Below are 25,118 nucleotides of genomic sequence, written 5' to 3' on the forward strand. Positions count from 1 at the left end.
TACCTAGAATGCTGTGGGGGCGTGGTGCATTTTCATGCACTGTCTTCTGTTGTCATCTCTATTGAACATTTCTTCCTTGCACGTACACCGTCGAAACAGGCTTCATCATCTTCCGCTCCACTTTGATATCTTTAAATCCAGCCATTTTCAGATCGCGTGCAAACCGTTCTCCCGCTTCAATCGCATCATCTTCTGTAGCACCAGGGAGCCTGGGTTGGTGAACGAGGGCAATGATTCCTCCCGCGTGCAACTGCTCTCTTAGCCGTCTCAGCACGTCAGTTTTGTTATCCCAGAACTGAACGTTATTAACAGCCAGAATCTTGTCAAATGGGTCGTCGAACGAGGGCAATTGCGATACCGAAGTGAGAACCAATCGCACTCTTCCAGCCGAAATGGTGCGTTGATTTCTTTTTGAAGCTTGCCTGAACATCACTTCAGAACGATCGATACCCCAAATCACACCGTCAGTCACAATTTCACTCATCTTTTGGATGGTTACTCCAGGTCCGAAACCGATTTCCAGGACGCGATCGGAGGGCTGTAGGTTCAGCAGGGAAATTGCCCACTCATTGCGTTCAAGATTGGATGACCTATGCGCCATGATGAAGCCAACGATATTCCCCCAGAATCCTGTGGGGCGGGCGAATTGTGCTACAACTCTCTCTACAAGGCTCATAAGATACCTCCCTAATCGTCTTGTCGCCAGAATACAGACACACAAGGCAAAGCGGTCAACGACCAAGCTCCCTAGACGCAGAAACCTATGCAACTTAATTAACTATATTGGCATTTTCCGGCGCAGCGATTTGTTGGGCGGTGTATTTGTTTACGGCTTCCTTGCAAAAATATAAGCGCGGCGGGTCTGAACTTCTATCTCAGGATACGGATCTCTCTCTACTGCTTCCTCTAACTCAAAGCCTGCCATTTGAAGATCAACTTTCATCTGTGCCGTCTCAAAAAAGTGAAAGTCTAAAAAGACTCTCTTATCGAACCATTCTTCGAGGTGATGTGTTTGCTGTCCGATGTGAAATGTCAGTAAGAGTAATCCTTTTGAGCGCAATACTCGATTCATCTCTCGTAAAGCGTCAACTACTAACAAACGAGGAACATGAATAATTGAGTAGAAGGCGGCGATCCCGCCGAAAGATTTGTCAGCAAAATCATCTAAGGACAGCATATCGCCTTGTTGAAAAGTGATGTTTGGATTTAACTTTTGCGCCTGTTCGACCATTCCCGACGACAAATCAATGCCGCACACCTCTAAATCGCGACTATGTAGATATTTTGCAATGTGTCCAGAACCACACCCTAAGTCACAAATTGTTCCGATGCCGTCTACCTTCTCGATAAACCAATCCAACATCTGGCGGTCAAACGGCTTGCTGTCTAGCTCATCATAAAACCGCTTGGCGTATTCTTCCGCCACACGGTCATAACTATTTTGCAACTCTGTTTGCGCTGGTTCCATTTGTTCCAAGTTTGTTTACAATACACGAGTTCAAGCGACTAAGCAGGCTAACAACTTATTAGACAGAGCTTTGCTGTCCATTCACTTTATGCAGCAAGATGAACAGATTGCTCGCTGTCTATCCAGCTAAAATTGGGAAATGAACAGCAGAATGACTGTATATTAACCCCACTGCGGGTACATAGACAGCAAGCTTCTATATATCTTCCGAATTCGCTTCATTATCAAGTAATCGCCTACATTACACCGTATCCACAGCGGTTACAGAATGTGAGAGAATGTGACCACACAGTGACCACTTCTTAGGGATTGGAATGAAAAGCGTAGGCATACGCGAGTTTAGGGACAAAGCTTCACACTATCTCGCCAGTCAGGAAGCGATCGCGGTGAAACGTCACGGCAAGATCGTCGGATTTTATCTTCCGGTTAGGGAATCAGAAGAAGGGGAAGTTCAAGCAGCATTGATGCGACTTTCTCGAACAGTGGAAACTGCATTATCCCAAAGTGGCTGGGATAAAGAAAAACTCAGTCAGGCTTTAGATTTGTCTCATCCCGAATAGTATGCGCTTAGTTGTTGATGTGAATATTCTGGTGTCTGAGCTAATCCGCAAGCGGGGACGAGATTTAATCGTTCATCCAGAGCTAGAACTCTACATAGCACAGATGGCTTGGGAGGAGACTTGTCACGAGTTGGGTAAGCGGGTGGAGAGGATGGTACAAAAGGGAGTATTTTCCCAGGAAGTCGGGCAAAATCTATTAATTGAGGCGATCGCGCCTAGCTGAAATCAAAGTAGGCGTAGTGCCTCATGAAGTCTACGCCTTATACGAAACCGTAGCAAGACTTCTACCTGTAGTTCTGCCGTTCAAATGTATAATTAAATACATGAATGGAGAGAGAAAGAACATTGGTGCAGAATGTAGAAACAAATCAATTGAGATTAATAGAACACTCGATCGACTTACACATAGATCGATTACCCTATGTCGAGTTTCTAAAGAAAGAACGGCTGCCAGAATCAGCAGGTATCTATTTTGTTATGGATGGAGATAGGAAAATATGGTACGTTGGCAAAGCACAAAACTTAAAAGCAAGGTGGAAAGGACATCATAGAGCCGAACAACTTCAAAAAATCCACAAGAAAAATCCTCTAAAAATCTTCTGGCATAGCTGCGATCGCGATGAAACTATTCTTTCCCAGCTAGAAACATTCTTTATTAAAAAATATTACCCTGTTCTGAATCAAACTAAGGTAGAGATAAAAAGAATTACTCCGGCTGAAATCGAATTAAGAAATGTTTTAGCTAAAATTAGTAAATACGTAATTTTAATTGGTTACGAAGAATTCAGTCGAGAATTTGAACTACCTACCGTATTTCTAAAATATGACTGGACTTATAGAAATCCAGCTAGAACTTTGAGGAGTATATTTGATGCAGTTAATCAAAGAGGTAATCTCCGATGGAGTTATTATCGGAGAGTAAAAACTACACCAACATGGAAAACCAAGTGTAATGGAGTAGCTATAGTAGTTTGTTCTGATGCAGGTACAAACAAGTTCATTCAACAAAGAGAAGAGGCAACTTTAGCTGGAGTGAAGTTAATAAATATCTCAGCTAATGACTTTCAAAAATATATAACTGAAACAGACTGGTCGCAGTCATATCATCCTGCTATACAAAGGTACACCAAAGACCCCATACCCTTATTGTGGTCAAAAGATTTAGAGATTAATCAACCGGATGTAGAAGCGTTGAAGGAACTGAACAAGCGAAGAACAGCAAGTAGAGAATATAGATCGAGGGGTAGAAGGGTTAAAGTTGTCTGCAATGCTATAGGTTGGAATGTTGAGTGTGTAATACAAGCATATCAGGAAGCAATTGATTGGTTTGGAGGTTACGAAGCTTTAGGATTGCGACAAGCTTACAGCTATTCATTTTCAATTAAAGGCTGGAGAGCGCCCAGAGTTAGTGTCAGGATACCAGAAGTTAATGATGGCACTACAACTTATAGAGCCATATCTGCGCCAATAAGTGCTTCTACTAAAGAAGAGTTGCTCCAGCGTTTTGAGAAGATAAAACAACTTAGCTCCTTGCATCAAAAAGCAAAACTAGAAATATAAATATCCCTGGAATCTTACGCCAATTAAGCACTTTTTAGTAAGGGAGGATGTCGCCTGAGTCATTAACTTCATCGCCACGTCAGTTCTAACTCTGGTTAACAATTATTTATGCTGTGGCATGGCGATAGAACGCTTGCATTTGAGCAAACCATTGCTGGCGTGATTCATCCCAGGTATAAAACATATGCCCACCTGGATAATGTTTCAACGTGAGATTTTGGCGAATTTCAGAATTGAGTTTCATCTGACTGGCAAGATGGTTGGAGGCAAAATAAGGCGTAACCAAGTCAAATATCCCATGCGAGATCGACACCTGCATATATGGATTGAGCGTCATTCCCACCCGTAGGTCATCCACCGATCCTTGAAACCCTTGTTTCCAATCACCTTTGAAATCAAATTGCCAAGCTTTGAGCGTTTCTAAATTCAGCAAGCGGTAGGTTAAATCAGTTTCCACGCCTAAAGTCTGCCGCAAATGACTGTTAATTGCTCCTGTAAATAGTCGATCTAACCCATTTAGTGTGGGGTCTGTGCCTTCGTAGGTCATGCGATCGGGAAACGGATCGATCGCAGTAATTGAAGCATCGTACAACCCGACGATCCGCTGGCGATCGCGCAGCAGTTCCCTAGCAAAGACTTCGATTCTAATTCGTCCCCCAGTCGCTCGACAACCGATAGCGGTAGTCCAATTAATCCAGCCAACTGCTGATAGATTGCCTGACGCTCACTTTCAGGAAATGCCTCTCCCATTGCTAGCATTGGAATTAAGCTTTGACGAGCAAATTGTTCGGCGGCAGCCATATGAGCTGGTAAATCTCCTCTTTGCCCTGCCCATTGAGCGCGATCGTGATGCGCGGCGGCGGCGGCGAGCGAGGGTAATACCGTTGCCCAAGTCGTCAGGTTGTAATCGTTTGCTTCTAGCAAGCTAAACTCTAAAGCCGGAGAGATCAAAATCGCTCCAGAAAGACCAACGCCAAATTCTTGTTGCAGCTGGCGGGCTAACTTAGCGACGCGAAAACCGCCATAACTCTCGCCTGCAATGAAGATAGGAGACAGCCAGCGGTGGTGGTGCGACAGAAACCGCACGATAAACTCACCGATCGCCTTCAAGTCTCGCTCGACTCCCCAAAATTGAGTCTCTTTGGCTGAGTCTGGCTCGTTGGAATTAGATGAATTAGATTTCTCGCTCTTGTCTGGAGTTTCTTTCTCCTGTGGCAAAACGCGGCTGAAACCCGTACCAATGGGATCGATAAAGACTAAATCTGTAAAGCTTAACCAACTTTCAGTATTTTCTACCACGCGCACGGGTGGCTTGGGCAAACTCCCGCGATCGCCAAAGTGGAGGCGTTTGGGGCCTAATGCCCCCATGTGCAAATAAGCAGAAGCAGCTCCAGGTCCACCATTAAAGACAAAAGTTAGCGGTCGTGGCGCGGCTGTATCAGTCTTGACGAGATACGCCACATGAAACATTTGCGCGATCGGCTTTTCTCGCTCGAATAAGGTTTGCCATTCTGCCAAGGCAGTGTAGCTTATCTGTTGCGATGGCAGCGATAGTGTCTGCTCGGTCTGACTGGATTGACGATTTACTGGTAGGTTAGATGTGTCGGACATATGTGGGGCGATCGCACTGCACACATCACATGGTAGGCGATTGCGCGATCGCGAGCGAAAGATTTATCGGCTGGAGAACGATCGTGTTGGCTCAATTACCGAATCCCATTACTAGTCCTGTTTGGTGGCAATCGATCGATTGGATTGCCGACTCAATCGGATTTCAGGACAGATGCAGCCAAAAATCTGGAGACATATTTATCATGCATCTAAGCGGCATCGGCTCGTGTGTAGTCATTGGTAATCCGCAGACAATTTTATCCAAGTATCAACTTGCTTTAGTAGAAGATAAACCCGTGCAAATACAACGTCGTGGGTTTACGCTTGCTCCTCAAGGTGGGGTCAGTATGGTATTGAGTGCAAAATCTATCTAGAGTCACGGATAAGCATTAATGGTATCCCGCAGGCGCTCCAGAGCGTAAATTATCTCCTATTCCTTCAAGTGCCGTAACGTACTGAGCAAACAACTCTAGCTTATCTTCATTTTAGTTAGAAATGAGCGGCGTTTGGTGTAGATAGCGATTGTCGGTGAGTTGCTGTAGAACGAAAGTAGCCACATCTGCCCGCGAGATTTTGCCCGCAGTTACACCCGTTAAATCCGTCAAAACCCGATAACTTCCCTTCGCAGGTTCATTTGTCAGGAATCCTGGGCGAACAATAATCCAATCCAAATTGCTGGAGCGAATTTCAGCCTCTTGGCGGTCTTTGTCGTCATAGATTCGCTTCAGCACTAGCGGCAAAATCAACTTGTCGTAGAGAAATCCACCATGTCCTTTACTGTCTCCTGCGCCAATTCCTGTAATACAAACTAAACGCTTGACATTGTAATGCTGCATTGCCTCAAGCAGATTTTTTGTGCCTATGGAAAACAGTGTCACAGGTGCGAGACTAATTTTTTTAGTTCCTAATGAACTAATGACTGCCTGCTGTTGCTGCATAGCGGTTAAGAGTGAATCTGCATCCAGCACATCACCCTTGACGGCTCGCAGAGCATTATGCTGCATTTGCAACTTATCGGGATTGCGAACCAGTGCTGTCACCTCATGCCCTTGTGTCAACGCTTGTTCGACAATTCGCTCTCCCGTCGGTCCGGTTGCACCAATTACCAAAACTTTCATTTCAATTTCCTCCCGATGTAGACGCTGCTGTCAATGGCTAATTTCCATTTCTTCTAGCATATTGCGAGCATCGCATCTGTACCGCATTTTGACGCACAATAAATGGATCGAACAGCCGCACCGCTTGCTGCAATAACTGTTCATGCTCCACTCAAGTTAAAAAATCTCGCTGTCAGCTCTTTAATAGCCGGGGCTAATGCCTGTACGAATGGTGAAAATATTGTCACCACACCAGCAGTTATAATGATTGTCCTCGTAATCCCAAGGTTATCTTTTGTGAAGCTAAAAAATCTTTCGTCCCAACGCTTAATCTCTGCCTCCAGTTTCTTTTCAGATTCTTCTATTCTTTTTTCCAATCGGTCAAGTCTCTCCTGAGTCTGAGCGTTACCTTGAGCAATTTGTTGAGTAATTTGTCCTAACTGATAGGCAATATCTGTTAATGTTGGTTGACTCGATTCACTCATAATTAATCCGAATTCATCCTCATATTATATCAGTCCCTATGAGAGATTTCATAATTTCTTCAGTTATTTAATAGCAACAAAATATTGTTAGTATTGCTATTCCAATAACCAATTACAATCTAATTTCTAATGGGGTTTCCATCCCTCCTGCAATGCTTTTGCTAAGCAATTCGTGGCGTGATATTGGTCTTGAAAATCCTGGTGTTTCTGTTTCAAAACCTGGGCATATTCCAACACGGCTTGGATAGCTGCTTCCATATTGTCAGGATATGCATTGAGAGTATCCCGCAGGCGGTCGTCTTGTAAATTAACTCCAATACCTTCAAGTGCTGTAACGTACTGGGCAAACAACTCTAGCTGAGATTCATCTAAATCTACATCGGGCATTAATTCATCCCGAATTTCTGCTGCTCGTGACTTGGGGTGGTAGAGTTCCCGAACGGTACGGTCGATCTCGTGGATTCGGTAGGACATAGGCGTGAGGCGAACGCTTGTACTGATAAATAATTTACCAGATTAATTGCGGGTTTAAAAGTTGTAGATGCTACAGCTTTTGCTGCTTTCGTTTTCAAGTAGCGGGCGATCGAAATGTCAATGTATCTAATGACAGGGGCAAATTGCAGTGTTCGAGTATTTCATTATGTATGAACGCATAACTGAGAAAACCACTTAATGATTGTTGTCCATCACTTAAATAACTCCCGTTCGCAGCGCATACTCTGGTTGTTGGAGGAACTCGGACTAAATTACGAAATCAAACGCTACGAGCGCGACCCCAAAACCATGCAAGCACCAGCATCGCTACGAGAAGTGCATCCCTTAGGCAAGTCTCCAGTTATTACCGATGACGCGCTGACGCTCTCCGAGTCTGGTGCGATTATCGAGTACCTAGTCGAACGCTATGGTGAGGGAAAGCTAGCTCCCGCAACTGGTACGGCGGAGCGACTGCGATACAAGTATTGGCTGCATTACGCAGAAGGCTCGGCAATGCCATTATTAGTAATGAAGTTGATCTTTGACAATTTTGGGCTAGGGGACAGTAGCGCGGCGAGCGAATTCATTGCACCCCAGATTAAGCTTCACTTTGACTACATAGAAAGCGAACTGGGGAAAAATACGTGGTTTGTGAGCGAGGAATTCACCGCCGCCGATATCCAAATGAGCTTTCCCGTGGAGGCAGTAGCGGCGCAAGTAGGCTTGGATGCGAGTCGTCCGAGACTACTGAGCTTTCTCGATCGCATTCATGCACGTCCAGCCTATCAACGGGCGCTAGAACGCGGCGGCGCGTATGAGCTTTTAAGCTGATTAACTGCGATCGTTTTTAGTTTTATGAACCACTAGCGAGCAAGCTTCTAAAGAGCCAGCACTAGTTGTAGCTGAGACTGATGGCTCCTAACATCATCAGGCAGTGGCTCGGGACAATCCTGCACGGCTGAGCAATAGCGCGAATAGGTGCAGCGTTCGCACTGCTCTCCTGGCTTCGGTTGCCATTCGCAGTCCGTCCGCAGTTGCCAAGCTAACTCTCCAATGACATCCTCCACTCGTTGCTTGTGGTTAGGGCTAGCATGGAAACTGACTTTCTCCCCCGTTCGCAGGTAAATCAAACTCAATTTCCGCAAGCTTTGACGATACCGCTGCTCTAGAGCCAAGTAATAAAGACCGATTTGCAAGTCGATTTCATCTTCTTTTGGTAGCTTGACTTCCTTGGTGGATTTGTAGTCTATCAGCTCTAATCCGTCGTCCAGGTAGTCAAGGCGGTCGTAGCGTCCTGCGATTGCAAACTCAAGATTCGCCACCTGTAAGCTTGCCTGAATTTTCCCCTCTACCGCTAGGGGTTGATGAATTGCTACTTCAGAGGCGATGAAGTTTTGGTAGTAGGTTTCTAAAATCTGCTTGCCCTCCTCAGCCTGGGAAGGACTCAAGCTATCGGTGTGCTGCCCCCAGCAATCTAGCAACCAATCAATCTTAGGTAATGGTTCTTGGTAGTGCCAGTCACCGTAGACCTGAGCTAGGGCTTGGTGAAGTGCTGTCCCCAGTACTGCCGAACCAAAGAAAGCATTTGTCTTCAACCCCAACTCATATCTAAACTGATATGCTTGAGGACAGCGATGGTAGGTTTGTAGCTTGGTGGCAGAGATTTGATAAGCCATGAGCTGGAAGTATGAAAAGCAGCTTTTGGGTCATCTTACATTGTTTTCTGCTGCCATTGAAATTATCAGACAGCAAAACCCAAGGCTAAAGGGTTAAGCCGTGCCGAGTTTTGGAGATATTTTAGCAGTAGCGATCGTGGTGAGCGATCGCCATCATCAGCAGATGAAGGTCGAGCGGCGATCGATTACCAGGTTTGATTAATCAATGTTGAATGTGAGTTATTTGACTCAAGGCACGGTATAAAGCTCGTAGCAGAATAAATAGTTCGGCGGCACTGGCATTTTTTTTGCTGTTCCATCTACTATGGAGCAGAAACTGCCAGACTCATCGAACCAATCGCTAAGCTTGAGCGTTTGGTGGCTCTGCCGATTCCTTCGGGTGTCATGTGAAAGGAGAAAACCATGAACGAACAAGCCTACAGGCAATTGGTGCAACAGGCGTATCACAGTGTCAAAGCGGGCGACGTTCAATCGCTGTTGAATTCGCTGGCTGAAGATGTTCATTGGCAACTGCCCGAAATGGAAAACGTGCCGTTTGCCGGAACGTGGCGCGGACGGGAACAAGTCGGACAATTCTTCAGCACAGTTGCCCAAACACAAGATGTTATTGAATATGAGCCGGAGGACTCGATCGCGCAAGGTGACAAAGTCGTTGTTTTGGGACGTTTCTCGCAGCGCGTCAAATCTACGGGCAGAATTTCCGCCTCAGCTTGGGCGCACGTTTGAACCGTCAAAGGTGGCAAAGTCACCCATTTTCAGGAATACGTAGACACCGCCGCCGTAAGCAAAGCACACCGCCGTGCAGATCGGTTAACAGATCCTACGGGATAGACCGAATAGAGCGCACCCACGACGGCGTTGCCGCCGAACACGAGCGTATGTAGGGTTAATAAATAATTGCAGGAGAGCAGAAAATGCCTAATTCAAGTATTGCAAAAGGTAGCTGTTTATGCAGAGCAGTAAGTCTTTCCACAAATAGCATGAATCATCACATCGCAGCGTGTCATTGTAGTATGTGTCGTAAATGGGGTGGAGGAGCTTTGTTAGCAGTTGAGTGTGGCAGCGATGTCAGCTTTCAGGGTGAAGAAAATATCGGAATTTATCAATCTTCAGAATGGGCGGAACGTGGATTCTGTAAACAGTGTGGTAGTCATCTGTTTTACAGATTGAAACAAAATAAACAATACTACATACCAGCAGGAATTTTTGATAATGATGAAGGTCTTGTTTTCGAGCATCAAGTTTTTATCGACGAAAAACCAGCTTATTACTCCTTTGCCAATGCAACTAAGAACATGACGGGGGCGGAGTTATTTGCACAGTTTACGTCTCCGTCATCTCAGTCATGACATTGGGACAAAAAAGCAGTCATGAATCTACGCCATCGCTCGTCAGTATTTCATTACAGGTTTTCGATCGTTGTTGCTAGCACGTATGCGTGGCGAGCATTTGCTGACTATTAGGGCTGAACTTCGCGCCGCCGACGCTCCAGAAATCGGCGTTCGCTGTCATTAGTCACCAGTGCCAATGCCCGCGTGTAGCTCAAAGCAGCTGACTCTAAGGCTCCCACACGTCGCAGCAGATCGGCACGGGTGGCGTGGAACAGGTGATAGTCGTCGAGTTGGGTGGCAAGCGCATCGACCAGTTCGAGCGCTGCTGAAGCTCCTTCTACCATTGCGATCGCCACTGCCCGATTCAGCGACACGATCGGTGAAGGCTGCAAGCGTTCCAAGAGATCGTAGAGTCGAACGATCTGTGCCCAGTCTGTTTCTTCGGCTCGCGGCGCTTGACAGTGGAGTGCCGCGATCGCCGCTTGCAGTGCAAAGACACCCGTGCCGCCGCGCAATGCCTCTTCCACCAGTGGCAACGCCTGGGCAATCTGTTGTTGGTTCCAACGCTGACGGTTCTGATCTTCGAGCAGTACCAAATCGCCTGCCTCGTCCAACCGAGCATCGCGCCGCGAGTCGTGCAGTAGCATCAGCGCCACCAGTGCCGTAACTTCTGAAGGTGGTTGCGGTAGCATCAACGTCCGCACCAGTTGCCCTAACCGAATCGCTTCCGTGCAGAGGTCAGCCCTCACCATCGCCTCGCCTTTGGTCGCCGCATAGCCTTCGTTAAAAATAAGATAAATCGTCGTCAGCACCGCATCTACCCGTGGGGATAGATCGCCGATCTCTGGCACCTTGTAGGGAATCCCTGCATCCCGAATCTTGCGCTTGGCACGCACGAGCCGTTGCGCCATTGTCGCCGTGGGTACGAGAAACGCCCGCGCAATCTCATCTGTCTCCAGTCCGCCCAACATTCGCAGCGTTAGAGCCACTTGAGCTTCTATCGCCAGTGCTGGGTGGCAACACGTAAAGATGAGGCGGAGGCGATCGTCTGGAATTTCATCACTGTCATAGCTTGGCTCCTCACTACTTGGAATTAACCCAGAGGCGGCGTACCATTCCAGTTTTTCCGTCAGCCGCGTCCGGCGGCGGAGGCGAGCGATTGCTTTATATCGAGCTGTTTTGATAATCCAGGCACGAGGGAGATCGGGAATACCGCTAGAATACCACTGATTCACGGCAGCCACAAAAGCCTCTTGCGCTGCTTCTTCGGCTATGTCGAAATCACCAACTAGTCGGATCAGGATGGCAACAATTCGCCCCCACTCAGCCCGATAAATGGAGGCGATCGCTTGAGTTACATCTGCTGACTTTGCGTTTGGAGTCATATCCGATCCAAAAAATTTTTGCGCTAGGTGTCGATTTGCGCGATCGCCGTTCGACTAACTAACAAAGGGAAAAACGCAGGGAGATCGCGATTCGGATCTGATGATAAAAAATTTTTGCGCTAGGTGTCGATTTGAGCGATCGCCGTTCGACTAACTAACAAAGGGAAAACCGGAGACAATCTCATGAAGTACGTGCTGCTGATTTACTTAAAAGAAGATGCCCTGAGCGAAACCGAGCGGGAGCAATGTTATATAGAATCGGCACAACTGGCGCAGCAACTCAACTCGAACGGGCAGTATCTTGCCACTGCCCCACTCCACCCTGTCGCGACAGCCACCAGCGTCCGAGTCCGCGACGGCAAACCACTGATAACCGACGGACCCTTCGCCGAAACCCGCGAACAATTGGGAGGATTTTTCCTGATCGATGCCCAAGATCTCGACGAAGCGATCGCGATTGCCAGTCAAATCCCAGGTGCGCGAGTCGGCACTGTCGAAATCCGTCCCGTAATCGAAGTTGCAGGTTTGCCACAGAGTTAGTCTCTGCTAGATTCAGCTCGCCTAATGCTAATAATTCCGCTTTAACTGTCCGGAACCTTGACCCCACAAACTGAAAACTCAAGGAGATACTTCGATGCGATTTATGTTGCTGATGATTCCCAAAGGCTACGAGAGTGCAGCTCCAGGAGCTATGCCCGATCCCAAAGCGGTGGAAACCATGATGAAGTACAACGAGTCGCTGCAACAAGCTGGCTTACTGATTGCACTTGAAGGGCTTCATCCACCCTCAATGGGGGCGCGAATTACATTCAATCAGGGAAATCCAAAAGTGACCCAAGGGATTTCCTCAGATGTGGAAGAAGTGCTGGGTGGCTACTGGATAATTCAAGCAAACTCGAAACAGGAAGCGATTGAATGGGCTTCTCGCTGTCCTGCTTCAGACAACGAGACGATCGAAATCCGTCAAGTGCAGGAATTTGATGATTTCCCTGCGGATATTCAGCAAGTCGTAGACCAGTTCCCAGAAATGCCACATTCTTATCCCACAACAGCAGAAAATACCCAGACAACCAATGAAGCTCAAATTCGCCAACTGATTGCCGACCAACAACGTGCCATTTGCACAAAAGACGTGGATTGGATTATGTCTCGCTATGCCAATGAGGTGATTCTCTTTGATGTCAAACCGCCATTCCAAACAAAAGGTAAAGACGCGGTGCGTCAATTGTGGCAAGACTGTTTGCCTTACTTTCCAGACGCTTTCGAGATGGAAACGCGAGATCTCACCATTGCTGTCAACGACGATCTGGCGGTTGCCCACTGGCTATTTCGCTTTCAAGGGGAGCAAAACCATCCCGCCATGCAAACGTGGATGCGCGCCACTGCTGTTTGCCAGAAAGAGCGGGGCAACTGGCAGATTTTACACGAACACATCTCGGTGCCATTTCATCCAGAGACTTCTCAAGCAGCCTTCACCCTCAACCCATAGAAATTTTATCGAGGCAAGTTTGTCATCCCAATTGAACGCTGCCAAGCGATCGATCTAAACTCGCCCAGAAAAGTAACGACAGTTCATCGAACGGATTCGAGCTGGACTAACAAAAGGAGTACACCGTGAAAATCAATTCCTACCTCATGTTTAACGGCAATTGCGAAGCAGCTTTCAAGTTCTACGAGCAATGTCTCGGCGGCAAGATTACCATGATGATGACTCACGGGGAAGCACCCTCGGCAGAGCATATCTCCCCTGAATGGCACGACAAAATTATGCACGCTTGCCTCGAAGTCGGCGATCGCCTCCTCATGGGGTCTGATAGTCCGTCTGGGGATTCTGAAACACCTCAAGGCTTCTACGTGCAGATTAGCGTCGCCGAACCAGCCGAGGCAGAACGTATTTTTTCCGCTCTGGCAAAAAATGGCAAGGTGAAGATGCCGTTGGAACAAACCTTTTGGTCTGCCCGCTTTGGTATGTTGACTGACCAGTTTGGCACGCCGTGGATGGTCAACTGCGAGCAGGCGACTTGAGCATTAGTCCTCGCCGATTGAAATGCGACACCTTTAAGCCAGCTTCAACGTGCTTCGTATCTCTTTCTTAAGCAAAGAGCTTGTCGAGCAGCAGAGCGAAGATAATAGTATTCATGTACTACTCGCAGGCTTTGAATTTCCATCATTTGGCGCGATCGCATTCCCGAAAAATTCATCAACAGGAGCTAAAACAATGGAGACAACCACAACACAACAGGACTCAACCATGAATACCGCACCACAACAGGAACATCAGTGGCTGCAAAAACTCGTTGGTGAGTGGACGTATGAGATTGAAGTCAAGATGGGAGCGGATCGACCTGCCGAAAGAGCGACGGGAACTGAGAGCGTGCGATCGCTGGGCGGACTCTGGATTTTGGCTGAAGCACAGGGCGAGATGCCTGGCTGCGGTCGCGCTACCACTCTGATGACGCTTGGCTACGACCCGCAGCAGCAGCGGTACGTGGGGACGTGGATCGGGTCGATGATGACCTATCTTTGGTTGTACGAGGGCGAACTGGACTTGACGGAAACGGTGCTAACGCTCAACTCTGACGGACCGGCGATGACTGGCGAGGGGAAGATGGCAAAGTACAAGGACGCGATCGAGTTCAAAAGCGACGATCGCCGAGTCATGACCTCGCATGTGTTGGGTGATGACGGGCAATGGCATCACTTCATGACCGCAAACTATTGGCGGAAACAATAGCAGAAAGCCAAACGCGAACCGAGACTAGCAACGGTACGATAGAAGCATTGTACTTGCTCCCCACGCCGTTGCTGATACCGATCTCGATCAAGTGGCGATGAGTACCCTGAAGGCGATTGGCATCCAGGTGCAGATTTGGACGAGGCCACAGGAAGTTGCCCAAGCGATTCCGTTTGAGCAACGTGCAGCCTACGACCCAGAGTCCGATCGATCCGTTGGCAGTCGCTAATACCGCCAGATAAGTCGTAAGTCAAACGCTCTACTGCTAGGCAATAGCACTTGTATTGTCGAAGCTGATATAGCTCGTACCTTGGCGAAAACATTGGCATTTACCTGAGTGGGGTGTATGATGCTGCGATCGCACACCTACTAGTTTTCACAACAAAATTTGTTCAGTCAACTCAACGTCCAGTTTTCTACCTGGTTGTATACCAAGTCTATTAGCACTGCCTGCTGGTAACTCTAGGACGTAATTGACTGGTTGAACAGAATCGTAAATCGGGCAACTTTTCCATCGCGGACAGGGAGGAGCGTTTTTCACTAAGGACGCAACTGTACCATTCCGAATGAAGATGATATCCAGTGGCACTAACACATCTTTCATCCACAGTTTGACTGGTTTGGGTTGATTCACCACAAAAAGCATACCGCGATCTAGCGGTAGAAAGGAGCGAGATCTCAGACCAGCCGCCACTTGTTCCGGCGTTCGCGCTACTTCGAGTTCGATCTTCTGCGCTGGCATCGCCAACTTAGCTTCGATGGGTAGTTGTTGTGCTGGCGGGGGAATCAAGGCAAGGGCAACGGGAACGACAGCGACGAGAATACCTGCGACAGGTCCAATGCAGTTGAGAATTTTCAGGTAAATTTCATCGGCGCTGCATTTGCCTACCTGACTAGGACATTGGCTAACAACATAGTTTTCTTTCATGAGTTTGAAGATTAGGAAGCAAATAACGATTGCTGTTGTAGCATCGCCAGTACCCACAACGATGCATGGAGAATGAGTGCTGAGGAATGGGTTCTATCTAAAGATTTCAACATTGCCATTGGCATAAATACTGTCATCAATGGGAGAAGAAGGAAGTCCTTGGATATCTGCTTTGTTACGCATGGACTCCACTCTGTCTGCTTCCCTAATCGCCAATGGATTCATCTGCTTGCGCTCGTTCAACAGTGCTTCAACTGTAAGCTCCAGTTGAGGTTGACATTTCTCATCAATTTCGCCTGTGGCTAGCATTTCGTAGAAAGTCGTGGCTGCTGCTCTTTCTACAATTGTCTGGATCTCTGCACCCACACATCTATTTGTTGCTTTGAGCAGTCGTCGCCACTCGGCTTCAGTAAAGGGATCGCCACCATTGCGGAAGCGGCAATCGAATCGGGCAGCGTGCAGCTTGAAAATAGCATGGCGTTCGCCGTTGTTGGGCAAGTCTACTTTGTAGATATAGTCAAATCTGCCAGCACGAGTCAGTTCTGGGGGCAACCATTCCATGCGATTGACGCTGGCAATGACTACCACATCACTTGTACGCTCTTGCATCCAAGTCAACAGCTGACCTGCCAGCCGTCTCGATAGGTCGTCGTCTCCAGCAAATCCCTTATCTAGGTCGTCAAAATAGATGACGATTTGGTTGAGGCGATCGGCAAGCTTGAGCAACTTTTGCAACTTAACTTCGGCGCGATCGCCCTCACTTCTAAAATTTCCCCAATCAACCAGGACTAGCGGTACTCCCATAATTTGAGCGCAGACCTTTGCGGCGTGAGATTTACCAGTTCCTGGAGGTCCGACAAACATGATACCTTTCGGCACTCTCAAGTTATACTGTTTAGCTGCTGGCGATAGCAAAACCTTAAATTTTTGGAATGCTTCTTGCATCAGTTCCAACCCTCCAAGCTTTACTTTTGGAGGTGGCACGAACTCTATATTATAAAGTTTGTTCAATAAATCTATTTTATATTCAAGTAGTTGCTTAGTTGCTTGTTTGACAATTTTTTCTCCAGCACTTGCAGTCAACTCTAAGTTGAATTCTTTGCTGAAAGATGATAAACCACGTATTATGTCCGATGCGTACAATCCTAGTCCCGCTCTAGCAATTTCTGACCAGTCTTGATTTTCTAAACTGACTGGAAGTATTTGGCTGTGTTTGAGTACGCTGACAATCTCGCTTATTTCAGGTAACTCATGAGAAATTGTGGGAATTTCTCCTACCATGTCTTTAGAAAGGCTAGCAGAGTCTCCCAGCAATATTAGCGTTCTTCTCGCTTTATTGTTATAAAGCTTTAGGTTTAACAGAGATGATTTTAGCCATTCTGACATCAATAAAAAATCTGTGTGTTTCGTTACATTTTCCGATTGCAGCCAAGGATAAATATTTTCAACAATCAATACTGCATTCTCTAACTGAGTTTTCCAAAAATAAAAAATCTCTAAATATTTTTCTTGTTTTTGCCCAGTAATACTAGGCTGATAACCATTAAAATCCTGAATAGCTAGATTTCCCTCAATGGAAATACTAACTTTCTTAACTGTACTTTCTCCCAAGTTCCACAAATAGCAGTTTTTACCTAGTTTGTGACAAATTTGAGCAGCACTCAGGAAAAAGCGCAGCCGTTCCTGAAATGGTGATTCGCAAGCAACAAGTGGGCTATTATTGAGGATATGCTCTTCAAGAGCGTGGAATACGTTTGACTGCATGTAAGGAAATGTTAGTTATTGTAAGATTATTGAAATAGTAAATTATGTGGCGCAATACAGACATCTAACAAGTCTCTGATTTTTCTGCTGCGTTTGTATCAGAAGAATGCTATAGAAAAAATCAACGTTTAATCAATAAAATAGATTTCAGTATAAAATTTTATTTGTAACCATTGCAAATATAAACATATCTCAGCAAAAAACTGTTGGTGGAGATAGAAAAAATATAAGTAGAGGTATTCCTACTTATATTTGGTAATTGAGCGTCAGCATTTTCATAACTTTAAAGAACTCTATTAATATTAAGGATTGTCTCGCAGTTATCTTTAAAAGCGAGCGCGTAATTATAAATTAGTTTAGGTGCACCAAAAATACCCCATAAACCGTTGATTATAATTTCAAATAAAATCCTGACAATATCAGCAATTAGGTTGGTTCTATAGATTTTAATTTCAGCTCGTGCATACGCATATAACTCACGATCTTCTGTCCTTCTGCGAACTGCTCTTTCTTCTTGTTCTTGGTAGTAGCGATCGCGAACTTTGTTACCCCAAGGTGCCATACCACACAAGAATTCAAACATCCAAGACCAGGGATAACCCCAACCCCAGTATATTGCTAAACAGCAAGCGAGAACGTAGAGCGCTAAACCGCTTGCAGTGCGTGAAGTTAGCACCCAAAGAATGTACAAATTGTCTAGGAGTAGCAAACGGCGCATTCTTCTTAGCTCTTGACGCTCTTCTGGTGCTACCCATGACATAAAAATTTTAGCTCCTTTTTAGGATATTTATAGTTTTTTTACCTAAGATTAGCGAGTGCTATTAGATGGTGAGTGATTTCTACAGTATCGCTTGACAATTCAAATAATTCTTGAATTCTTTATGAAGCTAACAACAAACTTGATTAAAATTTAGTGAATTTTAGGTGTTAATTTTTATAAGTTAAAAGCAATATTACTGTCAATTTAAATCAAGATTTTTTTAAGTCAACTTGATAAGATTGTGCGGTCGAATCGTCTTATTTTTAGATAATCTACCTGTAGAAGGAAGCTTGAAAGTAGCGAACGAACGGCTTAAAGAAAGCTGCCCGTACAAGAATTTTCATTCACCTCCACTGGAAATCCTCTCCTGCTTCTTTAGGTGAGTAATACCTTCTTTGCTATCTACGGTTGTGGGAAGTCATACTTCCCACGGCTACGAGAAGAAATCCTAGATCTCTAACTTTGAGAGTGTTTGGCTTTAGCACGAGAGGATTGAAACTTAAACCGCACTTGTTTCCCAATTTGAATCTCAGCAAAGCTGCTAATATCTCTCCCAGATTTATGAGCATCAAGAATAGCTTGAAGGTCTAGCCTAGATTTTAATTCTTGCACTCGAAATTCATCTGGAAGCTGGGAGTCATCGGCGGCTACTTTAGGTATAACTTTAGGATTGTTATCTCTAATTTCAATTTCTCTTTCTTTGCCAATATTACGTTTTGGAATTAATCCTCGCTCGTGCAAACACAACAATCCCTGCTTGATGCCTGCTAACTGAGCTTCCTTTCTGGCAATGAATTGCTCGTGCAGTTCTATAACTGCATCCAGACGTTTTTTAGCAGCATCAATTTCAATTTTTAGATAATCTACTATCCAAGCAATGTTATCAATCTTGGATGCAGTTGCTTCTTGGACTTGCCACAGTTGTTTGACAAGGTTTTCGACATTTTCAGCTCCTGATTCTGAAGCATCTTCAATCTGATTCCACAATAAAGCAGCTTCTAGGGATAGCTCTCGCAGCGATCGCTCGGTAATATCTTTTGTTTTTGTGTCTACCTGGTCTGTATTAATTGTTTTATCTTGTTTCATAAGATTTCCAAGTTGGTATTATCGCTCTGCCTGTTTCGGTATGCATTGATATTTGTAGGGAATTTGCAAGAGTGCTGGTCAAACAATTTTTTAGTATTGGCTGTAGGCAAGGTGATAGTAATCGTGCCGTTCTAGCGCCTGTTTTGCTTCTATTTCCAAGCTTGCTGTTTCTTCGATAGATGTAGTTTGTGTTTCTTGTTTTACTTGGGAATCAGTTACTGTCTGAGTTTTGAGTGTTTCCTCAGAATTGAATGGCTGCGTTGTCATAGCTGCACTGTGCGAAAATTAACATCAGTGCAACGGGTGCGAAGCACTTGTACGTTGTTTGCAAAGTATTGGTAGTAGTTAATGTTAATCTTGAGGTTAAGCCAAGATTTGTAGTGCAATTTGTCGGTTGAAATTATTGAGAGCGATCGCGCAATTTAAGGCTGTCTCAGCCTAAATATAATATGCCTTACAGTTCTAGAATGCTTGGAGAAAGAAAAGCTTGCACAACTTGAAGCTGAGCTTCAGCGGAAGAAAGCAAATTTTAAATTTAACGCTCGCCCAGCTTGCCCTATGAGTCAACGAGTGAATTTACTGCTAAAGTAGCAGCATTTGTGGATCGAGGATTGTAGTGACTGTAAAAACGCATTTTATCCTAGCACTGATCGTAAGTGAGGCTTCATACAGCGTAACCTAAGCGTAAGTACTACGGGCGTACTACTCAAAAGCATCCAGCAAGCGCTCGCGCCAAACATAAAACCGAGCTTCGAGCGCGAGTAACTTAACTGGACTATACTTTGTGTAAAATGGAAAATACCAGAGATAGCGGCAAGCAAAGCTGGTTGAGTGCCACCAAACTAAAGCTGACGCTTAAGGGTAGCCCAGATGATGCAAGTGCTCGATCGAGAGCATTGCTTTCTAGTAAGAACACGAGTCCTTCATGCCTTATTCCGCTCGATCCCATAAATTTCTTCCATAGTGGTTAGTGCTTGTTTTTGCCTGGAAGTAAACGAAGGGCGACGACACAAAACCTCGACTTGGGCTTCATCAATTGGATCTAATTGACATTCCATCAACCGCTTGAGTCGCCTGTAAATGTCCCTAATCTCCATCTGGCTCTGCTCGGAATCAATTGGTTTCATATTTTCTTGTCGCAATTCCAAAGTTCCATCGTACACTGCCGCCTTTACAGTAAAGCGGTTTTCTACCTCAATGGCAATCGCCCAGCAGCCATTATATTTTTGTTCTACTCCCACTAGACGTTGTAAGAAAAAAACTTCACCTTCAAGGCAGTAGTCAGAAGCTAAGAGCCGAGGCTTTTGTTTGAGTTGCTCGACAATACTTCTAACTACGCTTGCTGTAGGAGCTGCATCACCCGAAACCTCCAACACCTTCTCCCAGACAATTGGTTGAGTTGTAGATGGCAATTTAGCCAACTCCCTACACAATCGTTCCGATCTGGGCAACAAATGTCTCCCATTGGGAGACATTTCCTCCATTTGTCTCCCATTGGGAGACAAATTTTCAATTACCCCAGCTGCTTGAATTAATCGATAGGCATGAGCGCGATTATATCCAAATCTATCTTTGGCGTATTCTTCAAAAGTTTTGTGAGTCGAGCGGTACAGACGGCGATCGCGTAACAGTTTAAGTGCAGACCAGCCCTCACTCAAGGCTCGATCGACTCTAGTTTCTAACCGATGTCGTTCCCGCTCTTCGTCAGGAGACAATTCCTCGAAAATCTCAACCGCAGCTACTGGGGTTTGGGTCTCATCTTCTATTTTTGGCACGGCTGGCAATTCCTTTGAAAACGAAAAGCTGAATGATTCGGACTACACCTTGATTCCTAGCAATGTAGGAAGCAGCAATCAAGTCTATGACTCTCCACAGTAGGCAATCGCTTCTACTGCATCAGGATAAGCATAAACATGAGTCCCATCTGGCGTAGTAAACAGCCAAGCTTCTCCTGGCACTTCGATTGAACTGATTTTCTCCAGCCTACAGCCAGAAATACTCTCCCAACCTAACTTTAAAATGCTTTCTGCCACGCTTGCTATGCGACGAATGGTGAACTGCAATCGCTCTAATGTCCGCTGCCTCAACTTTTCGGGAACCCAAGTTAATTGACTCAGGTGGCTCGGAGACTGGCACAAATGCTCGCTTAACAGTCTCGTTAGCCCTTGCCGTTGTTGAGCGGTCATTTCCTTAGCAGCCTTTATCAAAGTATTGGTGTTTTCCTTCACTCGACTCGCAATCTCAGTCCAAGTAGAACATAACAGTATTTGCTCTGCCAGCTCCCGTGCGGTTGGTGACTGTTGCTGTGTTTGTCCAGTTGGTGTAATTGGTGATGAATTGGTGGTGTCACCAACTGAGTCAAAGTTAGTCACAGTAATAGTTTCGGCTACCCAATTGGTGACTTGGTGGTCTAAGGGTGAGGCGATCGCTTCAGTTGACGGCTGAGAAAAAGTAGCCTCTGTTGTTGTGCCACCAATTTCACCAATTGAAGCTTGTAAGTTGCTATTGCTGGAGGTTTGGGCTATTGGTGATGCCGCCAATTCTCCACCAAATCCCACCAAATCTCCTGGCAGATCGTCTGTTGGTGGATTGGGAATGTAAACCATTTCGCTGCCCTCGCCTTCGATTCGTCCGTGACCGGAGGCTGCTAAAGCTTTGAAGATGCAAGTGCGAATTTTTTCCACTGCCCAGCCTTTGAGAGCATTAATCCGGCTTTTGAGAAACGAAGCACTGACACCCTTGCCGCACTTTTTCAAAACCTTCTCGGCTTGAGTTTGAACTTTGAGGAAAATGCCTTCTGGTTGGCGAGTAGGGGCGTTATGGGCATGGATCAGTTTGTGCTGGTCGAGGTAGAACGAGGCAATTTCAATTGCATGTTGCATTGTCCGACCGTCGATCGCCAGATGGGGCTTTTCGCCACGCAGCACGGCATTGACAACGTGCAACCACAAGGCGATTCGAGCCGTATAGGATTCAATCTTGGCGTAAACTAGCGACAGACCAAAATGTTTTTCTTCCATCTCAGCATTTACCAAAGTATGATTCCATCCCTGAAACAAGACTTTTGCTTCATGGGAAAGAAAGTAATCGGTTTGGGGAAGTTGTTCTAACTGGGCGTATAACCAAGACAACTTTTCCTTTAACTCGTTGGCAGCGGGATTTGGGGTTGATAAAAGATCGAGAAATCTAGCTGGGGCATCCACAATCGAGCAGTAGAGAAACCGAGACGAGTAACCGCTAGCAATAAAATTAACTTCGTCAGCTCCCATCAAGCGTGCTAGCGTGTCCCATTGGTAAGTCCCCGTTTTGCTCAAAGCAACGCGCTTCAAGAATAGCCGTGCGTCGTGTCGGTCGAAGTTACCGCCAGAGCCATTCCAAAACGATAGTTCCAGTTGCAAGTCATCGCCCTTACCGCTCTTGTACTGGTTCAAGCGTTGGTAGTCGGCTACTAGCTCGTCCATGTATTCCAACAGACCGCGTGGATTTTCATCGTGAATGCGAATTTTGGTGGAAGTGGTGACGTTGTTGAGCAACCGCCGCTGTCGCACTGGGACTTTGGCATCGCTGTCTTTGGTAGCCTCGTAGTCCTCCATAGAGCGATCGTGAATTTCTTTAGCTGTTGCTTCCATCTCTTCTAGCGGCTGGAGGATCGTCTGCTGGGGAGGGGTTTTGGCTTGACCGCTGTGGGCGATGTTGGCTGTCCAGAAAATACAAGGTTGGACGTAACCACCTTGGGGATTGACAATAATTCTGGCTGCCGTACCGATGCGCGAGGCACTAGAAGGAAGTACCGTATTAAATAGATACTCTGGTGCAGTGGGCATGGCTGCTGCTTTTGCCATCAGTGGGTCGGATAATGTCTTGTCTAAGTACAGCCGGATATCCAATCGTTTGCGGCAGCTCTTGAGTATTCCTTGAAAGGATTCAACCGCTTCGATGACTTCCTCTGCTAGTTCTCCCTCAGCGCGAATTATCCTAGCGAGCCGATCGATCTCATTGTAAGTACGACCAGTGATACTAGCTAGCTCCATCAAAGCAGTGGCAGTAACAGATTCGCTGTCGTAGCGGTTGAGAATTTCTCGAATGCGATCGCATAGAGACACCGTAGCGATGGGTGGTTTGCGATCGCCTTTGCCATTGTTGCTGTAGCCAAAGCCACGACCAGCGGCGTAATTGTTATTTTTCTCAGTAGATTCCTGCTGTGGTTTGACGTGATGCTTCCAGTACCACCCCCTAATACAAGCTTCCACACCTTCTGGCGTACAGCTAGGAGTGGGATTGTCTTTCACTGCCGAGCGCCAAACTGTTTCTACTTCCCTAGACGGCAGGGGTGGAGAACAACGATTGGCATAATTTTCCAGCAGTAGCCTGGGGTCGCCGTCAAAACTTTGACCGCTCGATCGGAGGTAATTGGCAGTACCAATTAAGTCACGGGCTAATTTGGCTCCATTGCTGTTGCGTCCTCCTTCACTGACTCCAGACTCAAGCAAGCAGCGGGACTCCTTGGAAAGACAAACTTCCAGAGGCACTGATTCAGGGACAGGAACCTGAATGTCCTCGTAGCGTTTGTATCTTGGTGCAACGGTGATAGAAGTGTTTGGGTTCTGTTGCGCTAGTGATAGTAATACCTTTTGCTCAACAGCATTCACTGGTTGCTGCTGTTGATGCAGTTTGAGCAGTTCGTGGCGTACTTGCTCATAAGAGTATTTTTTGCAGGAGTCCTGGACAATTTCTGTTCGCACTGGCTCTCGTCCCGGCTTGACGTGCCACCCTCCAGCTAGTCGGAATACCCGTGAAGGGTTCTTATTGCTGGAGTCAGCTGCCATCACTTCAATGAGCAACAACTGCAACTCCCGCCACTGCTCTACAGTAATTGGCTCCTCAAACACCCAGTAAGGCTGGGCTGATTTGTCACCGCTGTAGACAGTGAATGTTGGCTCCAGAAATCCGACTGTTTCCCAATACAGCATTTGTTCTTCTACTGGGCGGTCGTCCCATTCGCAGAAAATGGCAACGCACTGTTGAATCTCCTTGTCTTCGTGACCGCCACCAGTGCCGTTGACAACGACATACACGCCGCGTCCAGAGCGTTGGTAAGTTTCTATTTCTTTCCATTGCAGTTGGTTAAGTTTTCTTCCCTTGTCATTGAGCTTGCGTGGGTCGTCGGAGTGGTAGAAGAAGCGCAGGTTGACGTTCCCGCCAGGTTGATAGTTTAAGTACCTCAGTTGCCGTTCTGCTTGTTGCCGATTGAGCTGGGGAAATGGATAGAGCGAGCTTGAACCGGAAGCGACCATTAAATTTCCTCCTCTACCACTTTCACTAGACTGTTGATGAATTGGGGCGCGACAAATGACAGTAGCCGTGGGGTCAATCTGGCTTCCATAACTATTGGTTGCCAAGTACTGAACCAGATGCATGCGTCAAAAAAGTTTTTACTGCGATCGCTCTTGACCAGATTTTTTAAAGTATCGAACTGTAGGATCATCCAGCGGCTACGGGTTCGTTCTCTTTGCTGCCGTTGGTTCGGTATCGGGGAGGTGTTAATTCTCAGCCTCCCATTAATATTGTGTTCGTCGATCATCTCGATTCTCTGGTTTGGTAGCCGAGACAAGCAGAGCACTATCACACTCTACTTGTCTCGGCTGTAAGCAAGTTAATTACGAAAGCTTTCTCTCACAGACAAGGCAAGTGCTAGTGCTTGTCTCGGCTTGAAAATTCTAGAAAGCTAATTTGACTAACTTTGAAAAAGTATTTGGAGTTCTGCGTAATTCATGCTTGGGCTTTTCAAGCTGAACGAGCAAGTATTAGTTGAAAGGCGGATTGGCAAGGAACTATTCAAAAGATGGGGAGTTGATTGATGCCAATCTGCTATTTTGCACCAAAAATTCACTGCTGTCTTCGCCTTAAAAGAGGCAATCGCTTTAATCAAACTCTTTCCAAAATCTAGACAGAAATACCACACCCATGCTGGAACCTCTGCGAAGCATTTATAGGTGCTAGTCCACCCCTGTCCAGAAAAGTAGTTTAGCTGTCTTTGGACAACATGATTGACAACAGGCACGCTAAAGCGGCACAATACTAGAATAAGCACTGCGTCTTGACCTCCCTTGGTAAAGTGTACGGTCGGGACTACCGGTGGTGGTTGGTAAGCGTCTGCTGGTTCCAGACATTACCCCAAGCTACCGGAAATATTTTCCTG

General features: G+C 46.2%; 28 protein-coding genes. 12 read left to right on the forward strand and 16 right to left on the reverse strand.

The window, feature by feature from the left end:
- Positions 1–58 precede the first annotated feature (58 nt).
- Both M5J74_RS29695 and M5J74_RS29700 read right to left on the reverse strand, forming a co-directional pair.
- On the reverse strand, positions 59–676 hold the full coding sequence (locus tag M5J74_RS29695) for a class I SAM-dependent methyltransferase (RefSeq protein WP_250017514.1): 618 nt from the start codon (positions 674–676) through the stop codon (positions 59–61).
- Between the two features lie 150 nt (positions 677–826).
- Positions 827–1,468, reverse strand: a complete 642-nt coding sequence (locus M5J74_RS29700; protein ID WP_250017515.1) for a class I SAM-dependent methyltransferase — start codon at positions 1,466–1,468, stop codon at positions 827–829.
- A gap of 314 nt (positions 1,469–1,782) precedes the next feature.
- On the opposite strand from M5J74_RS29700, the gene M5J74_RS29705 reads away from it, so the two are divergent.
- From M5J74_RS29705 to M5J74_RS29715, 3 genes are all read left to right on the forward strand, one after another.
- Positions 1,783–2,028 carry a hypothetical protein gene (locus M5J74_RS29705; protein ID WP_250017516.1) on the forward strand — a complete coding sequence of 82 codons (246 nt, stop codon included), beginning with the start codon at positions 1,783–1,785 and terminating at the stop codon, positions 2,026–2,028.
- A 1-nt stretch (position 2,029) separates the two neighbouring features.
- Positions 2,030–2,251: a PIN domain-containing protein gene (locus tag M5J74_RS29710; protein WP_250017517.1), complete on the forward strand. Its 222-nt coding sequence runs from the start codon at positions 2,030–2,032 to the stop codon at positions 2,249–2,251.
- 125 nt (positions 2,252–2,376) lie between these two features.
- Positions 2,377–3,588: a GIY-YIG nuclease family protein gene (locus M5J74_RS29715; RefSeq protein ID WP_250017518.1), complete on the forward strand. Its 1,212-nt coding sequence runs from the start codon at positions 2,377–2,379 to the stop codon at positions 3,586–3,588.
- 106 nt (positions 3,589–3,694) lie between these two features.
- Here M5J74_RS29715 and M5J74_RS29720 read toward each other — a convergent pair whose 3' ends face one another.
- On the reverse strand, positions 3,695–4,180 hold the full coding sequence (locus M5J74_RS29720; RefSeq protein ID WP_250017520.1) for a hypothetical protein: 486 nt from the start codon (positions 4,178–4,180) through the stop codon (positions 3,695–3,697).
- On the reverse strand, positions 4,132–5,199 hold the full coding sequence (locus tag M5J74_RS29725) for a hypothetical protein (protein ID WP_250017521.1): 1,068 nt from the start codon (positions 5,197–5,199) through the stop codon (positions 4,132–4,134). The genes M5J74_RS29720 and M5J74_RS29725 overlap by 49 nt, the downstream gene beginning before the upstream one ends.
- Between M5J74_RS29725 and M5J74_RS33740 the strand changes: the two genes are divergently transcribed.
- Entirely contained in the window at positions 5,187–5,573 is a 387-nt protein-coding gene (locus M5J74_RS33740; protein WP_371934119.1) for a hypothetical protein, read from the forward strand. The genes M5J74_RS29725 and M5J74_RS33740 overlap by 13 nt on opposite strands.
- A gap of 111 nt (positions 5,574–5,684) precedes the next feature.
- On the opposite strand, the gene M5J74_RS29735 is transcribed toward M5J74_RS33740, so the two are convergent.
- From M5J74_RS29735 to M5J74_RS29745, 3 genes are all read right to left on the reverse strand, one after another.
- The gene (locus tag M5J74_RS29735; RefSeq protein WP_250017523.1) at positions 5,685–6,317 is read right to left on the reverse strand and encodes an NAD(P)-dependent oxidoreductase; all 633 of its coding nucleotides are present in this window, start codon (positions 6,315–6,317) and stop codon (positions 5,685–5,687) included.
- Positions 6,318–6,457: 140 nt separating this feature from the next.
- On the reverse strand, positions 6,458–6,781 hold the full coding sequence (locus M5J74_RS29740; RefSeq protein WP_250017524.1) for a hypothetical protein: 324 nt from the start codon (positions 6,779–6,781) through the stop codon (positions 6,458–6,460).
- Between the two features lie 126 nt (positions 6,782–6,907).
- Positions 6,908–7,255, reverse strand: a complete 348-nt coding sequence (locus tag M5J74_RS29745) for a hypothetical protein (RefSeq protein ID WP_250017526.1) — start codon at positions 7,253–7,255, stop codon at positions 6,908–6,910.
- A gap of 198 nt (positions 7,256–7,453) precedes the next feature.
- On the opposite strand from M5J74_RS29745, the gene M5J74_RS29750 reads away from it, so the two are divergent.
- Entirely contained in the window at positions 7,454–8,086 is a 633-nt protein-coding gene (locus M5J74_RS29750; RefSeq protein WP_250017528.1) for a glutathione S-transferase family protein, read from the forward strand.
- Between the two features lie 47 nt (positions 8,087–8,133).
- On the opposite strand, the gene M5J74_RS29755 is transcribed toward M5J74_RS29750, so the two are convergent.
- Positions 8,134–8,931 (reverse strand): PD-(D/E)XK nuclease family protein, encoded by a 798-nt coding sequence (locus M5J74_RS29755; RefSeq protein WP_250017530.1) that lies wholly within the window; start codon positions 8,929–8,931, stop codon positions 8,134–8,136.
- A 402-nt stretch (positions 8,932–9,333) separates the two neighbouring features.
- Between M5J74_RS29755 and M5J74_RS29760 the strand changes: the two genes are divergently transcribed.
- Positions 9,334–9,657, forward strand: coding sequence for a nuclear transport factor 2 family protein (locus M5J74_RS29760; protein ID WP_250017532.1), 324 nt, complete (start codon positions 9,334–9,336; stop codon positions 9,655–9,657).
- A 188-nt stretch (positions 9,658–9,845) separates the two neighbouring features.
- Positions 9,846–10,280 (forward strand): GFA family protein, encoded by a 435-nt coding sequence (locus M5J74_RS29765; RefSeq protein WP_250017534.1) that lies wholly within the window; start codon positions 9,846–9,848, stop codon positions 10,278–10,280.
- Positions 10,281–10,390: 110 nt separating this feature from the next.
- On the opposite strand, the gene M5J74_RS29770 is transcribed toward M5J74_RS29765, so the two are convergent.
- On the reverse strand, positions 10,391–11,647 hold the full coding sequence (locus tag M5J74_RS29770; RefSeq protein ID WP_250017536.1) for an RNA polymerase sigma factor: 1,257 nt from the start codon (positions 11,645–11,647) through the stop codon (positions 10,391–10,393).
- A 183-nt stretch (positions 11,648–11,830) separates the two neighbouring features.
- On the opposite strand from M5J74_RS29770, the gene M5J74_RS29775 reads away from it, so the two are divergent.
- The 5 genes from M5J74_RS29775 (at position 11,831) to M5J74_RS29795 (ending at position 14,610) form a co-directional block, all read left to right on the forward strand.
- A complete protein-coding gene (locus tag M5J74_RS29775) occupies positions 11,831–12,187 on the forward strand; it encodes a YciI family protein (protein ID WP_250017537.1) in 357 nt (118 codons plus the stop codon).
- A 94-nt stretch (positions 12,188–12,281) separates the two neighbouring features.
- Positions 12,282–13,136, forward strand: coding sequence for a nuclear transport factor 2 family protein (locus tag M5J74_RS29780; RefSeq protein WP_250017539.1), 855 nt, complete (start codon positions 12,282–12,284; stop codon positions 13,134–13,136).
- Between the two features lie 125 nt (positions 13,137–13,261).
- The gene (locus M5J74_RS29785; protein ID WP_250017541.1) at positions 13,262–13,672 is read left to right on the forward strand and encodes a VOC family protein; all 411 of its coding nucleotides are present in this window, start codon (positions 13,262–13,264) and stop codon (positions 13,670–13,672) included.
- A gap of 193 nt (positions 13,673–13,865) precedes the next feature.
- Positions 13,866–14,381 (forward strand): DUF1579 domain-containing protein, encoded by a 516-nt coding sequence (locus M5J74_RS29790; RefSeq protein WP_250017665.1) that lies wholly within the window; start codon positions 13,866–13,868, stop codon positions 14,379–14,381.
- 97 nt (positions 14,382–14,478) lie between these two features.
- Positions 14,479–14,610, forward strand: coding sequence for a hypothetical protein (locus M5J74_RS29795; protein ID WP_250017543.1), 132 nt, complete (start codon positions 14,479–14,481; stop codon positions 14,608–14,610).
- Between the two features lie 147 nt (positions 14,611–14,757).
- Here the strand turns inward: M5J74_RS29795 and M5J74_RS29800 are convergent, their stop codons facing one another.
- From M5J74_RS29800 to M5J74_RS29830, 7 genes are all read right to left on the reverse strand, one after another.
- Positions 14,758–15,309 (reverse strand): DUF192 domain-containing protein, encoded by a 552-nt coding sequence (locus M5J74_RS29800; RefSeq protein WP_250017545.1) that lies wholly within the window; start codon positions 15,307–15,309, stop codon positions 14,758–14,760.
- Between the two features lie 93 nt (positions 15,310–15,402).
- Entirely contained in the window at positions 15,403–17,073 is a 1,671-nt protein-coding gene (locus M5J74_RS29805; RefSeq protein WP_250017546.1) for an ATP-binding protein, read from the reverse strand.
- A gap of 283 nt (positions 17,074–17,356) precedes the next feature.
- A complete protein-coding gene (locus tag M5J74_RS29810) occupies positions 17,357–17,833 on the reverse strand; it encodes a hypothetical protein (RefSeq protein WP_250017548.1) in 477 nt (158 codons plus the stop codon).
- A gap of 456 nt (positions 17,834–18,289) precedes the next feature.
- Positions 18,290–18,919, reverse strand: a complete 630-nt coding sequence (locus M5J74_RS29815; RefSeq protein WP_250017549.1) for a siphovirus Gp157 family protein — start codon at positions 18,917–18,919, stop codon at positions 18,290–18,292.
- A 90-nt stretch (positions 18,920–19,009) separates the two neighbouring features.
- Positions 19,010–19,186, reverse strand: a complete 177-nt coding sequence (locus M5J74_RS29820; protein WP_250017550.1) for a hypothetical protein — start codon at positions 19,184–19,186, stop codon at positions 19,010–19,012.
- A 656-nt stretch (positions 19,187–19,842) separates the two neighbouring features.
- The gene (locus M5J74_RS29825) at positions 19,843–20,694 is read right to left on the reverse strand and encodes a hypothetical protein (RefSeq protein WP_250017551.1); all 852 of its coding nucleotides are present in this window, start codon (positions 20,692–20,694) and stop codon (positions 19,843–19,845) included.
- Between the two features lie 84 nt (positions 20,695–20,778).
- The gene (locus M5J74_RS29830; RefSeq protein ID WP_250017552.1) at positions 20,779–24,336 is read right to left on the reverse strand and encodes a DUF3987 domain-containing protein; all 3,558 of its coding nucleotides are present in this window, start codon (positions 24,334–24,336) and stop codon (positions 20,779–20,781) included.
- Positions 24,337–25,118: the final 782 nt, after the last annotated feature.

The organism is Chroococcidiopsis sp. CCNUC1 (assembly GCF_023546805.1).
Lineage (GTDB): Bacteria > Cyanobacteriota > Cyanobacteriia > Cyanobacteriales > Chroococcidiopsidaceae > Chroococcidiopsis > Chroococcidiopsis thermalis.

Excerpts from the sequence above, each read along its gene's own strand:
- M5J74_RS29695 (WP_250017514.1), bottom strand. The coding sequence starts at position 676 with ATGAGCCTTGTAGAGAGAGTTGTAGCACAATTCGCCCGCCCCACAGGA.
- M5J74_RS29700 (WP_250017515.1), bottom strand. The coding sequence starts at position 1,468 with ATGGAACCAGCGCAAACAGAGTTGCAAAATAGTTATGACCGTGTGGCG.
- M5J74_RS29705 (WP_250017516.1), top strand. The coding sequence starts at position 1,783 with ATGAAAAGCGTAGGCATACGCGAGTTTAGGGACAAAGCTTCACACTAT.
- M5J74_RS29710 (WP_250017517.1), top strand. The coding sequence starts at position 2,030 with ATGCGCTTAGTTGTTGATGTGAATATTCTGGTGTCTGAGCTAATCCGC.
- M5J74_RS33740 (WP_371934119.1), top strand. The coding sequence starts at position 5,187 with ATGTGTCGGACATATGTGGGGCGATCGCACTGCACACATCACATGGTA.
- M5J74_RS29725 (WP_250017521.1), bottom strand. The coding sequence starts at position 5,199 with ATGTCCGACACATCTAACCTACCAGTAAATCGTCAATCCAGTCAGACC.
- M5J74_RS29735 (WP_250017523.1), bottom strand. The coding sequence starts at position 6,317 with ATGAAAGTTTTGGTAATTGGTGCAACCGGACCGACGGGAGAGCGAATT.
- M5J74_RS29740 (WP_250017524.1), bottom strand. The coding sequence starts at position 6,781 with ATGAGTGAATCGAGTCAACCAACATTAACAGATATTGCCTATCAGTTA.
- M5J74_RS29745 (WP_250017526.1), bottom strand. The coding sequence starts at position 7,255 with ATGTCCTACCGAATCCACGAGATCGACCGTACCGTTCGGGAACTCTAC.
- M5J74_RS29750 (WP_250017528.1), top strand. The coding sequence starts at position 7,454 with ATGATTGTTGTCCATCACTTAAATAACTCCCGTTCGCAGCGCATACTC.
- M5J74_RS29755 (WP_250017530.1), bottom strand. The coding sequence starts at position 8,931 with ATGGCTTATCAAATCTCTGCCACCAAGCTACAAACCTACCATCGCTGT.
- M5J74_RS29760 (WP_250017532.1), top strand. The coding sequence starts at position 9,334 with ATGAACGAACAAGCCTACAGGCAATTGGTGCAACAGGCGTATCACAGT.
- M5J74_RS29765 (WP_250017534.1), top strand. The coding sequence starts at position 9,846 with ATGCCTAATTCAAGTATTGCAAAAGGTAGCTGTTTATGCAGAGCAGTA.
- M5J74_RS29770 (WP_250017536.1), bottom strand. The coding sequence starts at position 11,647 with ATGACTCCAAACGCAAAGTCAGCAGATGTAACTCAAGCGATCGCCTCC.
- M5J74_RS29775 (WP_250017537.1), top strand. The coding sequence starts at position 11,831 with ATGAAGTACGTGCTGCTGATTTACTTAAAAGAAGATGCCCTGAGCGAA.
- M5J74_RS29780 (WP_250017539.1), top strand. The coding sequence starts at position 12,282 with ATGCGATTTATGTTGCTGATGATTCCCAAAGGCTACGAGAGTGCAGCT.
- M5J74_RS29790 (WP_250017665.1), top strand. The coding sequence starts at position 13,866 with ATGGAGACAACCACAACACAACAGGACTCAACCATGAATACCGCACCA.
- M5J74_RS29795 (WP_250017543.1), top strand. The coding sequence starts at position 14,479 with ATGAGTACCCTGAAGGCGATTGGCATCCAGGTGCAGATTTGGACGAGG.
- M5J74_RS29800 (WP_250017545.1), bottom strand. The coding sequence starts at position 15,309 with ATGAAAGAAAACTATGTTGTTAGCCAATGTCCTAGTCAGGTAGGCAAA.
- M5J74_RS29805 (WP_250017546.1), bottom strand. The coding sequence starts at position 17,073 with ATGCAGTCAAACGTATTCCACGCTCTTGAAGAGCATATCCTCAATAAT.
- M5J74_RS29810 (WP_250017548.1), bottom strand. The coding sequence starts at position 17,833 with ATGTCATGGGTAGCACCAGAAGAGCGTCAAGAGCTAAGAAGAATGCGC.
- M5J74_RS29815 (WP_250017549.1), bottom strand. The coding sequence starts at position 18,919 with ATGAAACAAGATAAAACAATTAATACAGACCAGGTAGACACAAAAACA.
- M5J74_RS29820 (WP_250017550.1), bottom strand. The coding sequence starts at position 19,186 with ATGACAACGCAGCCATTCAATTCTGAGGAAACACTCAAAACTCAGACA.
- M5J74_RS29830 (WP_250017552.1), bottom strand. The coding sequence starts at position 24,336 with ATGCATCTGGTTCAGTACTTGGCAACCAATAGTTATGGAAGCCAGATT.